Origin of the sequence: Pseudonocardia zijingensis, from assembly GCF_042657305.1 — a bacterium.
In the GTDB taxonomy this organism is placed as follows: domain Bacteria; phylum Actinomycetota; class Actinomycetes; order Mycobacteriales; family Pseudonocardiaceae; genus Pseudonocardia; species Pseudonocardia zijingensis.
On the sequence record NZ_JBHSKO010000053.1, the window covers coordinates 1 to 13,092 of the forward strand.

Annotated in this window: 10 protein-coding genes and 2 pseudogenes; 1 reads left to right on the top strand and 11 read right to left on the bottom strand. The window is 74.6% G+C overall.

What is annotated here, in order from left to right; all coding sequences use genetic code 11:
- Positions 1-120, top strand: a pseudogene (locus tag ACFPL3_RS42130) (IS30 family transposase); the annotation flags it as partial.
- A gap of 68 nt (positions 121-188) precedes the next feature.
- Here the strand turns inward: ACFPL3_RS42130 and ACFPL3_RS41640 are convergent.
- The 11 genes and pseudogenes from ACFPL3_RS41640 to ACFPL3_RS41690 form a co-directional block, all read right to left on the bottom strand.
- The gene (locus tag ACFPL3_RS41640) at positions 189-1,331 is read right to left on the bottom strand and encodes a fatty acid desaturase family protein (RefSeq protein WP_343946375.1); all 1,143 of its coding nucleotides are present in this window, start codon (positions 1,329-1,331) and stop codon (positions 189-191) included.
- Positions 1,332-1,339: 8 nt separating this feature from the next.
- Positions 1,340-2,419: a ferredoxin reductase gene (locus ACFPL3_RS41645; RefSeq protein WP_343946376.1), complete on the bottom strand. Its 1,080-nt coding sequence runs from the start codon at positions 2,417-2,419 to the stop codon at positions 1,340-1,342.
- Positions 2,420-2,527: 108 nt separating this feature from the next.
- The gene (locus tag ACFPL3_RS41650) at positions 2,528-3,274 is read right to left on the bottom strand and encodes a 3-keto-5-aminohexanoate cleavage protein (RefSeq protein ID WP_343946377.1); all 747 of its coding nucleotides are present in this window, start codon (positions 3,272-3,274) and stop codon (positions 2,528-2,530) included.
- 79 nt (positions 3,275-3,353) lie between these two features.
- Positions 3,354-5,672, bottom strand: coding sequence for an NAD-dependent DNA ligase LigA (gene ligA / locus ACFPL3_RS41655; protein WP_343946383.1), 2,319 nt, complete (start codon positions 5,670-5,672; stop codon positions 3,354-3,356).
- A 30-nt stretch (positions 5,673-5,702) separates the two neighbouring features.
- The gene (locus ACFPL3_RS41660; protein WP_379590975.1) at positions 5,703-7,370 is read right to left on the bottom strand and encodes a DUF1841 family protein; all 1,668 of its coding nucleotides are present in this window, start codon (positions 7,368-7,370) and stop codon (positions 5,703-5,705) included.
- 28 nt (positions 7,371-7,398) lie between these two features.
- Positions 7,399-8,469 (bottom strand): uroporphyrinogen decarboxylase/cobalamine-independent methonine synthase family protein, encoded by a 1,071-nt coding sequence (locus tag ACFPL3_RS41665; protein ID WP_379590978.1) that lies wholly within the window; start codon positions 8,467-8,469, stop codon positions 7,399-7,401.
- Positions 8,470-8,823: 354 nt separating this feature from the next.
- The gene (mnmA, locus tag ACFPL3_RS41670; RefSeq protein WP_343946379.1) at positions 8,824-9,903 is read right to left on the bottom strand and encodes a tRNA 2-thiouridine(34) synthase MnmA; all 1,080 of its coding nucleotides are present in this window, start codon (positions 9,901-9,903) and stop codon (positions 8,824-8,826) included.
- Entirely contained in the window at positions 9,900-11,114 is a 1,215-nt protein-coding gene (locus ACFPL3_RS41675; protein WP_343946380.1) for a cysteine desulfurase family protein, read from the bottom strand. The genes mnmA and ACFPL3_RS41675 overlap by 4 nt, the downstream gene beginning before the upstream one ends.
- A 92-nt stretch (positions 11,115-11,206) precedes the next feature.
- The gene (locus ACFPL3_RS41680; RefSeq protein ID WP_343946381.1) at positions 11,207-12,064 is read right to left on the bottom strand and encodes a lysophospholipid acyltransferase family protein; all 858 of its coding nucleotides are present in this window, start codon (positions 12,062-12,064) and stop codon (positions 11,207-11,209) included.
- Positions 12,064-12,828 carry a GNAT family N-acetyltransferase gene (locus ACFPL3_RS41685; protein ID WP_343946382.1) on the bottom strand — a complete coding sequence of 255 codons (765 nt, stop codon included), beginning with the start codon at positions 12,826-12,828 and terminating at the stop codon, positions 12,064-12,066. Before ACFPL3_RS41685 ends, ACFPL3_RS41680 begins: the two co-directional genes overlap by 1 nt.
- Positions 12,829-12,950: 122 nt before the next feature.
- A pseudogene (locus ACFPL3_RS41690) lies at positions 12,951-13,092 on the bottom strand (electron transfer flavoprotein subunit alpha/FixB family protein); the annotation flags it as partial.

The window sequence follows — 13,092 nt, forward strand, 5'->3', positions numbered from 1 at the left end:
TACACCCAGGCCGACCTCGACACCGTCGCCCACGAACTCAACGGCCGCCCACGCAAGACCCTCGGATGGAAGAATCCCGCCCAGGCACTCGACGAGCTGCTCGTTGCAACAACCAGTTGAGACCGCCAGATCAACTAGCGACCTTTTCCCCTTGATCGCTGACCGTGCGCGCCGGCAGCGGTCTGTGCTCAGCCGGCGAGCCGCACCGGCGTGCCGACCGGCTTCGGGCGCGCCGGGAGCTGGGTGACCTCCGCCTTCGGGCCACCACCCGGGAAGGCGAGGCGGGCCAGCTTGCGCACCACCGTGCCGTACTGCTTCGGGAGCGACCCCGTGGTGTACGGCAGGCCGTAGCGCTCGCAGATCTCCCGCACCCGCGGGGCGATCTCGGCGTAGCGGTTGCTCGGGATGTCCGGGAACAGGTGGTGCTCGATCTGGTGCGACAGGTTCCCGGTCATGATGTGGAACAGCGAGCCGCCGGAGAGGTTGGCCGAACCGAGCATCTGCCGGACGTACCACTGGCCCTTGGTCTCGCCCTCGAGCCGCTCCTCCTCGAACGTCTCCGTGCCGTCCGGGAAGTGGCCGCAGAAGATCACGGCGTGCGACCACATGTTGCGCACCGCGCTGGCGGTGGCGTTGGCCGTGAGGGTGGCCATGAAGCCGGGCCCGGACAGCAGCGGGAACAGCACGTAGTCCTTGGCGAGCTGCTTGCGCGCCTTGCGCCACAGGTTCTTCGCCTCGCGGCGCACCTGCGCCCACGGCTTCTTGCCCTCCTGCGCCTTCTCGACCTCCAGGTCGTAGAGCGCGATGCCCCACTCGAAGATCAGCGAGAGGCCGACGTTGTAGACCGGCTGCAGCAGGTAGATCGGCTTCCACTCCTGCTCGGGGGTGACCCGCATGATGGCGTAGCCGAGGTCGCGGTCCTTGCCGCGGATGTTCGTGAACGTGTGGTGCTCGTAGTTGTGCGACTTCTTCCACGACTCGGCGGGCGAGGCGTGGTCCCACTCCCACGTGGTCGAGTGGATCTTCGGGTCGCGCATCCAGTCCCACTGCCCGTGGAGGATGTTGTGGCCGAGCTCCATGTTCTCGAGGATCTTGGCCACGGACAGGGCCGCGGTGCCCGCGATCCACGCCGGGGGGAACCGGGCGAACAGCAACGCGGCGCGGCCGCCCACCTCCAGGGCCCGCTGGGCGGCGATCACCTTGTGGATGTAGCGGGCGTCGCGCTCGCCGAGCGAGGCCACGACCTCGGCCCGGATCGCATCGAGCTCCGCGCCGATCGCCTCGACCTGCTCGTCGGTCAGATGTGCCGCGGCACTGGGTGTCTCGGGCATGGTGGCTCCTACAGCTCGATCTCGACGTCGCCCGCCGCGCCGGAGACGCAGGTGCGGACGGTGTGGCCTGGCGTGTCGTGCACCTCACCGGTGCGCAGGTCGCGCACGCCGCCCGACCGCAGCCGGCCGACGCAGGTGTGGCAGATGCCCATGCGGCAGCCGTTCGGCAGGAGCGCGCCCGCCGATTCGCCCGCCGAGAGCAGTGCGACGCCGGGGCCGGCGTCGGCGGTGATACCGCTGGTGGTGAACGTGACGCGCCCGCCGGTGCCGGGGTCGGCCACCGGGGTGGGCGCGACGAAGCGCTCGACGTGCAGGGCGTCCGGGTCGCCGTAGCGCGACCAGTGCCGGGTGAGCGCGTCGAGCAGCCCGGGCGGGCCGCAGGCCCACGCCTGCCGGGCCGCCCAGTCGGGCACGGTGTCCGCGAGCGTGTCCGGGGTGAGCCTGCCCTCGGCGGCCGTGTGCCGTTCGACGACCTGCAGCCCCGTGGTGGCGGCGAGCGCGCGCAGCTCCGCACCGAACACGACGTCGGCCGGGGTGCGGTCGCAGTGCACGGCGACGGCGCCGTGCAGGGCACCGGGCCGGTTGGCCGCGAGGTCGCGCAGCATGCCCATGACCGGGGTGATCCCGCTGCCCGCCGTGACGAACAGCAGCTTCTCCGGCACCGGGTCCGGCAGCACGAACTCACCCGCGGGCGGGCCGATCCGCAGCAGCGTGCCCACCGGCGTGCGGTGGGCGAGCGCACCGGAGACGGTGCCGCCCGGCACAGCGGTGACCGTGACGGCCAGCCGCGGGTCGCCGGGGCACGACGTCACCGAGTAGGTGCGCCACTGCCACACGCCGTCGAGCCGGGTCCCGATCCCGACGAACTGACCGGCCCGGTGCGGCGGGGTGACGCGCAACCGGCCGGTGTGCAGCAGCAGCGTGGTCGTGTCGGCGGTCTCGCGCCGCAGTCCCACCACGCGCGCATGTGGCTCGCTGGTGGACCACAACGGGTTCAGCGTGCCGAGCAGGTCGTCGGGCAGCAGCGGTTGGGTGAACATGGCCGCCGCGCCGCGCGCTCGCCTGCTGATCTCGCCGAGCACTCCCATGCAGACGACGCTATTGCGCGCATCCCACAGGTGGCCACGGCTGCGGCCACGGTGATCGGGGCATTTCTGTGGCGAAAGCCAAACCGCCAGCGTAAGGGCGGTGGCCGGCTAGACCCGGTAGCCGCTGCTGCGGAGCTTGCGCCGCACCTCGAGCGCCTCGGACACGAGGTGGTCGTTGCCCGCGGCCAGATATCCCTTCGGGGTGACGAGAACGTCCTCGAACCCGATCCGCGTGTCGATGCCCAGCATCATCGCCTGCTCCAGCACCGGCCACGCACCCGTGTCCTCGCCGTGCAGGAGGATCGGCACGGGCATCGAACCCAGTGCGCGCAGCACGCGCAGGGCCTCCGCCACCGCCGTGCTCGGATCCGTGACGGTGGACTCGGCGAGCACCCGCGTGGTGCCCGGCGGCACGCCGTTGGTGCGCAGGGTGACCGCGTCGCCGCTGGTCCACACGCCGAGCTCGATCCCGATGCCGACGGAGCGGGCCGCGGCGCAGACGTCGACCCACCCGTGCTCGTGCACGTTGACCGAGCACACGTCGGGCTTGCCGACGCCGAGGTGGCCCCACGCGAGCACGGCCTCGATCCGCTTGCGCGGGTCGCGCTCGATCCAGCGACCGGTGGTGACCCCGATCTCCATCGAGGGCACCTGTGCGCGGATGGCCGCCACCGTGTCGCCGACGAACACCGGGTCGAGCGTCTCCAGGCCCGACGGGTCACGCGGGTGGACGTGCACGGCGGAGATGTTCAGCTCCGCGACGGCGCGTGCGTCGCGGGCGAGGTGACGCGCGGTGACGGGGAGCAGCGGGTGGGCGTCGGCCGGCCACGACCCGTTCAGCACCGCCTGCAGCACCGTCGCACCCCCGTTCCCCGGAATCCCAGTGTTCTGTCATCCGGATGGTACGGGCTCCCGGCAGGGGTGATCATGCCGGTCAGGCCTCGACGGTGGCCACTTCCCCGGCCGCCTCCGGGCCCCGCTCCAGCAGGACGCGGAACCCCGCCTCGTCGAGGATCGGGACGCCGATCTCCAGCGCCTTGTCGTACTTCGAACCCGGCGCGTCGCCCGCGACCACGAACGCGGTCTTCTTCGACACCGAACCCGCGGCCCGGCCCCCGCGCGCGGTGATGGCCTCCTTCGCCTCGTCTCGCGAGAAGCCCTCCATCGAGCCGGTGATCACGATCGACATGCCCTCGAGGGTGCGCTCGACCGACGCGTCGACCTCGTCGACCATCCGCACCCCGGCCTCGCGCCACTTGCGGACGACCTCGCGGTGCCAGTCGACCGAGAACCAGTCGCGCACCGCCGCCGCGATGGTGGGGCCGACGCCCTCGACGCTCGCGATCGGGGCGAGCGCGGCCGCGAGTGCCTTGGCCTGCGCCCGCGCCGCCTCCCGGGCGGCCTTGGCCTCGACCACGGCCCGCTCCTCGGAGGAGGCCTCGTCGTCGCCGTCGGGCGCGGGGGCCGATGCAGCGGCAGCGACGGCCTCGGCGCCGGTGGCGGCGGGTGGCTCCTCGCCCGGGTCGTCCTCCGTGCCGTCCGAGGTGATCGTGAACCCGGCCGCGGCCGTGGCCCGCGCGGCCTCCTCGGCAGCCGCCTCGATGGCGTCCATCGAGCGGAACTCGCGCGCCAGCGCCTGCGCGGCCGTGGGGCCCACGTGCCGGATGGACAGCCCCACGAGCACCCGCCACAGCGGCCTGTCCTTGGCCGCCTCCAGGTTGGCGAGCAGCCGGTGGCCGTTGGCCGAGAGCTCACCGTCCTTCTTGCGGAAGAGTTCCACCCGCAGCAGGTCGGCCTCGGTGAGCCCGAAGACGTCGCCCTCGTCCTGCACCACCCCGGAGGTGAGCAGCGCCGTGGCGGCCTCGTAGCCCAGCCCCTCGATGTCGAACGCCCCACGCCCGGCCATGTGGAACAGCCGCTCCCGCAGCTGCGCGGGACAGGACCGGGCGTTGGGGCACCGCAGGTCGACGTCGCCCGCCTTCTGCTGGGCCAGCGCCGTGCCGCACTCCGGGCAGTGGGTGGGCATCACGAACTCGCGCTCGGTGCCGTCGCGCAGGTCGACCACAGGCCCCAGCACCTCGGGGATGACGTCGCCCGCCTTGCGGATGACGACGTGGTCGCCGATGAGCACGCCCTTGCGCTTGACCTCCTGCGCGTTGTGCAACGTGGCCAGCGCGACCGTGGACCCGGCCACGACCACCGGCTCCATCTGCGCGAACGGGGTGACGCGGCCGGTGCGCCCGACGTTGACCTGGATGTCGAGCAGCTTGGTTGTGGCCTCCTCCGGCGGGTACTTGTACGCGATCGCCCAGCGCGGCGCCCGCGACGTGGAGCCGAGCCGCCGCTGCAACGCCACCTCGTCGACCTTGACGACCACGCCGTCGATCTCGTGCTCGATGTCGTGGCGGTGCTCGCCCCAGTACGCCACGTGCGCGAGCACCTCGTCGATGCCCGTGAGCACGACCGTGCGCTCCGACACCGGCAGACCCCACGCCCGCAGCGCCTCGTAGCCCTGCGACTGGCGCTCGAGGGTGAACCCCTCGCGCTTGCCGAAGCCGTGGCAGATGAGCCGCAGCCTGCGCGACGCGGTGACCTTGGGGTCCTTCTGGCGCAGCGAGCCCGCCGCGGTGTTGCGCGGGTTGGCGAACGGCGGCTTGCCCGCCTCCACCAGCGAGGCGTTGAGCGCCTGGAAGTCCTCCAGCCGGAAGTACACCTCGCCGCGGACCTCCACCAGCGCCGGCACCGGGTACTCCTCGGTGCCGGTGAGGCGGTCGGGCACCTCCTCGAGGGTGCGCATGTTGAGCGTGACGTCCTCGCCGGTGCGCCCGTCGCCACGGGTGAGCGCCCGGGTGAGGACCCCGTTCTCGTAGAGCAGGTTGACCGCGAGCCCGTCGATCTTGAGCTCGCACAGGTAGTGGAGCTTGCCCTCGCCGACGTCCCGCGAGATGCGCTCCGCCCAGGCACGCAGCTCGTCCTCGGTGAACGTGTTGTCGAGGCTGAGCATCCGCTCCAGGTGGTCGTACGCCGCGAAGTCGGTGGCGAACTTGCCGACCACCCGCTGCGTGGGCGACTCCGGCGTCACGAGCTCCGGGTGTGCGCTCTCCAGCTCGACCAGCTCGCGCCACAACGCGTCGAACTGCCCGTCGGAGACGACGGGCGCGTCGAGCACGTAGTAGCGGAACTGGTGGTCGGCGACCTCAGCGGCCAGCCGTGCGTGCCGCTCGCGCACATCCGGATCGGTGCTCACGTGCAGAGGTTATCCAGCGATCCCGACAGGACGCGGTCACCGCTTCCGGCGCAGCGGGGTGACCGTGGCGTACCCGGGCTCCGGCCGGCCCAGCCGGTCGATCTCCTCGACGTAGCGCGCCGGGTCGGTGGGCTGCCCGCGCAGCGCCCCCCACAGGTGCTTCGTCAACACCCCGCCGATCGTGTGCAGCACCTCGTGGCGGTCCATGCCGGTGGCGAGCAACCGGCGTGCGGCCTGCCAGACCTCCGGCGGGTCGTCGTCCCAGAGCTGGTTGGCGATGATCTCGTGCATCGCGATGTGCATCCGCGGGTTCACACCGCCGACGGTGTCGGTGCCGGGGTCGGCGAGCGCCTCGTGGTACTCCGGGTGCTCCCCCTCGATCAGCATGCCGCGGTCGTCCGGATCGCTCGGGTCGAGGAACGGGAACTCCTCCGACCCGATGCGGGTGCCGACGGCGGGCACCGCGAACATCCGGCGCTCCAGCACGTCGGGCAGGTCCTCCGCGCGCACGTCGTCGAAGTCCAGCCCCGCCAGGTAGGCATCGGCCACGTCGGCCGGTACCGGCTCCGCGTCGCCGGGCCGCCCGATCGAGCAGGCCATGTCGTCGGCGGTGTCCCGCAGCTCGTCCATCACGGCCTCCGGGAGCTCCATCCGCCGCCCCGCCCACTCCGCCCAGGCGCGCACGGTGGCAGGCAGCGCGTCGAACTCGTCGTCGGTGAGCTCGGGGCCCTCGTTCAGGGTCTCGTCGAGGAACCGGTCGAGCATGCCGGGCCCGACCCGCAGCGGGCGGGCCGGGTCGACGGTGTTGCCGAACTCGACGAGCCGCTCCGCGCAGCCGCGGGCCGCGGCCGGGAGGTCGCGGGCCGGCTCGGAGGCGAGGAACTCGGCCACGGCGGTGGCGCGCTCCGCCGCGGTGAGCGGCACCGGTACAGGCACCGGCGGCGGGGCCGGGAGCAGCCGCACGCGGGCCAGCGCCAGCGCGCGTGACGCCGCGAACTGCTCGTCCGCCGGCAGGTCGAGCCCGGCGCTCGCCGCCCGGTCGGTGGCGGCGAAGGCGGGCACCAGCATCGCGGCGGCCTCCTCCGGCGTGATCTCCCGCAGCGTGACGGACGGATCCGTGCCGAGGGTGCGGATGTCCGCCAGGGCCCCGTCCGGGTCGGGGGTGACGAACGCGTCCTTCACGATGCCGCCCAGGGTGTGGTCGACCAGCACGACGAGCCCGTGCCCGCGGTCCTCGCGCTCGACCACGAGCAGCACCGTGGTCTGGTCGCCGAAGACGTCGCCGTAGGCCCACACCGCGCCCACCCGCTCGGTGCCCAGCGTGGCCGCCCACCCCGGCTCCCGGGCCCCGCGCCCGACGAGCTCGTCGGCCGCCGCCGCTGCCCTCTCCCGCTGCGCGTCGGTGCCGAGGACTGCGACCACCCGCAGCAGGGCCACCGCGCCCACGCGCTTGCGCCGGGCGACGTGGGCCACCAGGCCCTCGCCGAGCACGACCTCGGGGTCGACGAGGCCGTGACCCTGCCCCCACCAGCCGCCCCACAGCTCCGACACGCGGAGCTCCGCGTCCAGGGCGTCACCGCCCGACTCGAGATCGCGCATCACGTCGCGCGCCATCTGGGCGACCAGCGCGTCGGGTCCCCCGGGCGCGCCCCCACCGCGCACCCTCGCCTTCTTGCGCTTCCGTCCCCTGCTCTGCGGGCTCACCCCACCCACCGTGCCAGAACAGGCGCGGCTACCACTCCTCGGGCGGGTCGACGAACGCCTGCCCGAGATCGCGCACCAGCGCCATCGCCCGGCGCGCCCAGTCGGGCGTGGCCCCGGCGAGCCCGCACGTGGGCGTCGGCACGGCCAGCGCACCGAGGCGGGACCGGTCGAACCCGAGCCGGTCGGCGAGCTCGAACGCGGGACGGGCCACGGCACGCAGATCCGGGCGGGTCGCCGGGTCCCGCCCCGGCACGAGGCCCAGCAGCAGCGGGGTGCCGGCGTCCCACGTCTCGCCGAGCACGTCGAGGGCCGCGGGCAGTGCGCTCTCGCCGCGGAACACCGGCAGCGTGGCGTCGATCCCGACCCCCGCTGCGCCGATCCCGGCGAGCAGGCGGACCGGCGGCCGGTCGGCGCAGCAGTGCACCACCACCGGCACGCCGAGGGCCGACACGAGGTCGCGCAGGGCGTCCTGGGCCTCCACCCGGCCCACCGCGGGCACCGTGCCGTACCCGGACGCCGTGGGCAGCGTGCCCCCCAGCACCGCGGGCAACGTCGGCTCGTCGAGCTGCACGAGGACCTGCGCGCCGGTACGCGCGGCCACCTCCGCCGCGTGCGCGCGCAACCCCTCCAGCAGGCTCGCGGTGAACTCCCGCACCGCACCCGGGTCGGTCAGCACGCGGTGACCGCTGTGCAGCTCCACGGCCGCCGCAAGCGTCCACGGGCCCGCTGCCTGCACCTTCACCCACCCCGGACGCGCCGGTTCACAGGCCTCGTCGAACGCGTCGAGGTCGCCGCGCAGCAGGTCGACGGCCCGCCGGTGGTCGCGACCCGGCCGCGCCGCCACCCGGTAGCCGGTGGGCACGACCTCGACGGCCAGGTCGACGAGCAGCCCGGCCGTCCGGCCGATCATGTCCGCCCCGACCCCCCGGGCCGGCAGCTCGGGCAGGTGCGGCAGCAGCGGCAGCTCGCCCACCACGGTGGACGCGGCCTCCCGCGGATCGGAGCCGGGGAGCGAGCCCACCCCGGTGGCCGCGCCCTCGGCCCAGCGCGCCGGGGCAGCCGCCTCGTCCTGGTTATCGTCCCCGGCGGGGCCGGGCACGACGAATCCGCCGCCCCCCACCGTCTCCCCCGGGGTGGCGCCGGCCAGGCCGGCCGCGGCGAGGGCGGCGTCGAGCGGATCGGTACTCACGGCCGGTGTCTACCACCGCGCCCGCCCCGCCACGCACGGGGTGGACACAACGCAGCATTCGCGCCACTCACCCACCGTTCGCGGGACTCACCCCACGGTTCGGGGGACTCGCCCCCCTTGTGCGCGAGTCTCCCGTTTCGGCAGGCGAGTCCCCCAAATGCCCCCGGCGAGTCTCGCGTTCCGCCGGGCGAGTCCCGCAGATGTCTCGGGCGAGTCTCGCGTTTCGGCGGGCGAGTTCTGCGTTCTGCCCTGGACGCCGCGCCGCTACCGCCCGGTGGCGGTGATCGTGGCGCTGCCCAGGACGACGTCGCCCGCGGCGTCCGGGCGGTAGAGAGCCACCGCCTGCCCGGGCGCGACGCCGCGCAGCGGCTCCCCGAGCTCGACGCGCAGCCCGTCGGTGGTGGGCTCGGCGACGGCCGTGGCCGTGCCACCGTGCGCGCGGACCTGTGCGACGCAGTCGAACCTCGACCCCGGGGCCGCGCCCGCGCTCCAGACGGGGCGCTCACCCTCGATCGTGCGGACGTCCAGCTCGGTGGCGGGCCCCACCGTGACGGTGCCGCTGGCGGGCTCGATGCCGAGCACGTACCGCGGGCGGCCGTCGGCGGCGGGCGCCTGGACGCCGAGGCCCTTGCGCTGCCCGACGGTGAAGCCGTGCACGCCGTCGTGGCGGGCCAGCTCGGCGCCGGTGGCGGAGTCGACCACGGCGCCGGGCCGGACGCCGAGCCGGGCGCCGAGGAAGGCCCGCGTGTCGCCGGAGGGGATGAAGCAGATGTCGTGGCTGTCGGGCTTGTCGGCCACGCGGAGCCCGCGCGCGGCGGCCTCGGCACGCACCTCCGCCTTGGGGGTGTCGCCGATCGGGAACATCGCGTGGGCCAGCTGGTGCGGGGTGAGCACGGCGAGCACGTAGGACTGGTCCTTGTCGGCGTCGACGGCGCGGCGCAGCTCGCCCCCGACCAGCCGCGCGTAGTGGCCGGTGCAGACGGCGTCGAAGCCGAGCGCGAGGGCCTTGTCGAGCAGTGCCGCGAACTTGATCTTCTCGTTGCACCGCAGGCACGGGTTCGGGGTCTGCCCCGCGGCGTACGCGGCCACGAAGTCGTCCACGACGTCCTCGCGGAAGCGGGCCGCGAAGTCCCAGACGTAGAACGGGATGCCCAGCACGTCGGCGGCGCGGCGGGCGTCGCCCGCGTCCTCGCGCGAGCAGCAGCCCCGCGACCCGCTGCGCAGCGCGTCGGGGGTCTCGGACAGGGCGAGGTGCACGCCCACCACGTCGTGCCCGGCGTCGACGGCGCGCGCGGCGGCCACCGCCGAGTCGACGCCCCCGCTCATCGCGGCGAGGACCCTCATCGGGCCACCGCCGTGGTGCCCGCGCGCCGCGCCCGTTCGACGACCTGGCCGATCACGGCCGCCACGGCCTCGACGTCGGCCGCGGTGGAGGTGTGGCCGAGGGAGAACCGCAGGGAGCCGCGGGCCGTGGCCTCGTCGGCGCCCATCGCGATGAGCACGTGGCTGGGCTGCGCCACCCCCGCCGTGCACGCCGACCCGGTGGAGCACTCGATGCCCTGCGCGTCGAGCAGCATGAGCAGGCTGTCGCCCTCGCATCCCGGGAACGACAGGTGCGCGTTGCCGGGCAGCCGTGACGGCCCGCCTTCGACGACGCCGGTGCCCGGGTCGCCGTTGAGGGTGGCGTCCGGCGCGGCTTCGAGGATCCGGGCGACGAGGTCGTCGCGCAGCGCGGCCAGCGCGGGCGCGCGGCGCGGGGCGTCGGCCACCGCGAGTTCCACGGCGGTGGCGAGCCCCACCACGGCGGGGGTGTCGAGGGTGCCGGACCGCACGTCGCGCTCCTGCCCGCCGCCGTGCAGCAGCGGGGTGAGCACCACCTCGCGGCCCAGCAGCAGCGCCCCGGCACCGATGGGCCCGCCGAGCTTGTGGCCGGTGAGCGACAGCGCGTCGACGCCGGACGCGGCGAAGTCGACCGGCAGCACGCCGACGGCCTGCACGGCGTCGGTGTGGATCGGCACGTCGAACTCGTGGGCGATCGCGGCCAGCTCGCGCACGGGGTTGACGGTGCCGACCTCGTTGTTGGCCCACATCACCGAGATCAGCGCCACCCGCTCGGGCTCGCGGGCCAGCACGGCGCGCAGCGTCTCGGGCCGCACGCGGCCGACGTCGTCGACCTCGAGGAGCTCGACCTCGGCCCCCTCGTGCGCGCCGAGCCACTGCGCGGCGTCGAGCACGGCGTGGTGCTCGATCGCCGAGACCAGCACGCGGGTGCGCCGGGCGTCGGCGTCGCGGCGGGCCCAGTAGAGCCCCTTGACGGCGAGGTTGTCGCTCTCGGTGCCACCGGTCGTGAGCACGACCTCGGAGGGGCGGGCGCCCACGGCGGCGGCGATGCGCTCCCGCGCCTCCTCGACGTCGCGCCGGGCGCGGCGACCCGCGGTGTGCAGCGAGGACGCGTTGCCGGTGCGGGTGAGCGCATCCGCCATCGCCGCCACGGCCTCCGGGAGCATCGGCGTGGTGGCGGCGTGGTCGAGGTAGGTCGCGCTCGTGGCGGCCACCTCCCCGGTCGATCGGTCGCCGACCAGGATAGACGCCGGGTGCGGCCGGCTCGGGCCCCGCCTCGTCGGACGAACGGCCCCTCCGTACCGCTCTATCGGACGAGGGTGCCGTTCGTACGGCTCGACCGGGTGGCCGGGTGCGGCACACCGGTCACCGCCGCGATCGCGTCACCGGCCCGGCGGGCCAGCTCCCGGCGGTCGGGCACGCGGGGCAGCGCGGGCAGCACCGTGAGCTCGCAGTCGAGGCGGGGCAGGCGCAGCACCCGCACGAGGGAGTCCCACAGCGTCTGCTCGCCGACGAACGCCGCCGCCGTGGCCCGCTCCCCGCTCGGGAGCCGCAGCACCGCCGCGACCGGCCGGACCGGTGCGCCCGCGTCGACCGCGGCCTGGAACACCGCCCGGTGGAACGGGCCCGCGGCGGCCCCGCACCACGTCGTGCCCTCGGGGAACACGGCGACGTCGTGCCCGCGGCGCAGCGCGTCGGCGGTGGCGGCGACGGTGCCGGCGAGGTCGCGCAGCCCGGCCCGGTCGACGAACAGCGCCCCGCTGCGCCGGGCGACCAGCCCGACCACGGGCCAGTCACCCGTCTCCCGCTTGGCCACGAGGCGCACCGGGCGCAGCGAGGCGACCGCGAGCACCTCGATCCAGGACAGGTGGTTGACCGCGAGCAGTTCGCCGCCGTGGCCGAGCGCGCCCGCCGCCCGCAGCCGCACGCCGCTGCACCGCAGCACGGCGCGGTAGGACGCGCAGAGCCAGCGGGCCCGCGCCAAGCCCGGGAGCAGCGCAGCGCCGAAGGCAGCGGCCACCACGATCGCCGCCAGGGCGCAGAGCCGGGACGCCACCAGCAGCAACGCCCCCGGGCGGGTGACGCCGTCCGCCGGTTGGCACCCGGACCCGCACGGCGACACCGGCAGCCAGCCGGAGGCCGGGGCCGCCGGGTGGCCGGGCATCAGGACCCGCCGAGGAAGAACCGCGCGTAGCGCTGGTCGAGGTGGTCGAGGCCGAGCAGCACGAAGAAGTCGGCGCAGTCGAAGTCCGGGTCCAGCGCGGGCGGACCGCAGACCCACGCGCCCAGCCGCAGGTAGCCCTGCAGCAACGGCGGGATCGTCACCTGGCGCGGCCTGCGCAGCACGGGCGGCCGCCACGGCCGCAGCGGCCGGACGCGGTGGGCCTCCGGTGAGAGGTGCCGCGCGAGCACCCGGTCCCACACCGCGGAGGCCGCGGCCCCGCCGTCGGCCAGCGGGACGCTCGCGCAGCCTGCGAGCCAGCGGTGGCCCGTGAGCAGCATGTACCGGGCGATGCCGGCCCAGACGAGACCGACGACGGCCCCGTTGCGGTGGTCCGGGTGCACGCACGAGCGGCCGGTCTCCACGAGCGCCGGGCGCAGCGGCGCGAGCTCGTCCAGCACGAACTCGCTCTCGGCGTACAACCCTCCTGCACGGGCGGCCGCGGCGGGCGGCAGCATGCGGTAGTTGCCGACGATCTCCCCGCTGGTCTCGTCGCGCACCAGCAGGTGGTCGCAGAAGGCGTCGAAGCGGTCGGCGTCGAGGCCGGGTTCGGGGCTGTGCAGCACGGCCCCGAGCTCCTCGGCGAAGACGCGGTGGCGCAGCCGCTGGGCCGCGCGCACCTCCTCCGGTTCGGTCGAGAGGAGGAGGGAGTAGCGGCGGGAGGTTTCCGACTGCGGTGTACTGGCGAGTACCTGCGTCGAGGTCACGCGGGTCTTGGTACGGGCCGCAGGCAACAGCCGTACCCGGATGCGTGAACCGCCCGGTGGCAGCGGGATGAACAGCCGTGCCCCGGGCGGATCACCGCCCGGGGCACGTCGTCAGCTGGGCCTCAGCCCTTGCGCTTGACGATCTCGTCCTTCAGCTGCGGGGCCACCGTGAACAGGTCCCCGACCACGCCGTAGTCGGCGATCTCGAAGATCGGCGCCTCCGGGTCCTTGTTCACCGCGATGATCGTCTTCGAGGTCTGCATC

Coding starts and splice junctions, on each gene's coding strand:
- ACFPL3_RS41645 (WP_343946376.1), bottom strand. CDS start 2,419: ATGGGAGTGCTCGGCGAGATCAGCAGGCGAGCGCGCGGCGCGGCGGCC.
- mnmA (WP_343946379.1), bottom strand. CDS start 9,903: ATGAGGGTCCTCGCCGCGATGAGCGGGGGCGTCGACTCGGCGGTGGCC.
- ACFPL3_RS41680 (WP_343946381.1), bottom strand. CDS start 12,064: ATGCCCGGCCACCCGGCGGCCCCGGCCTCCGGCTGGCTGCCGGTGTCG.
- ACFPL3_RS41640 (WP_343946375.1), bottom strand. CDS start 1,331: ATGCCCGAGACACCCAGTGCCGCGGCACATCTGACCGACGAGCAGGTC.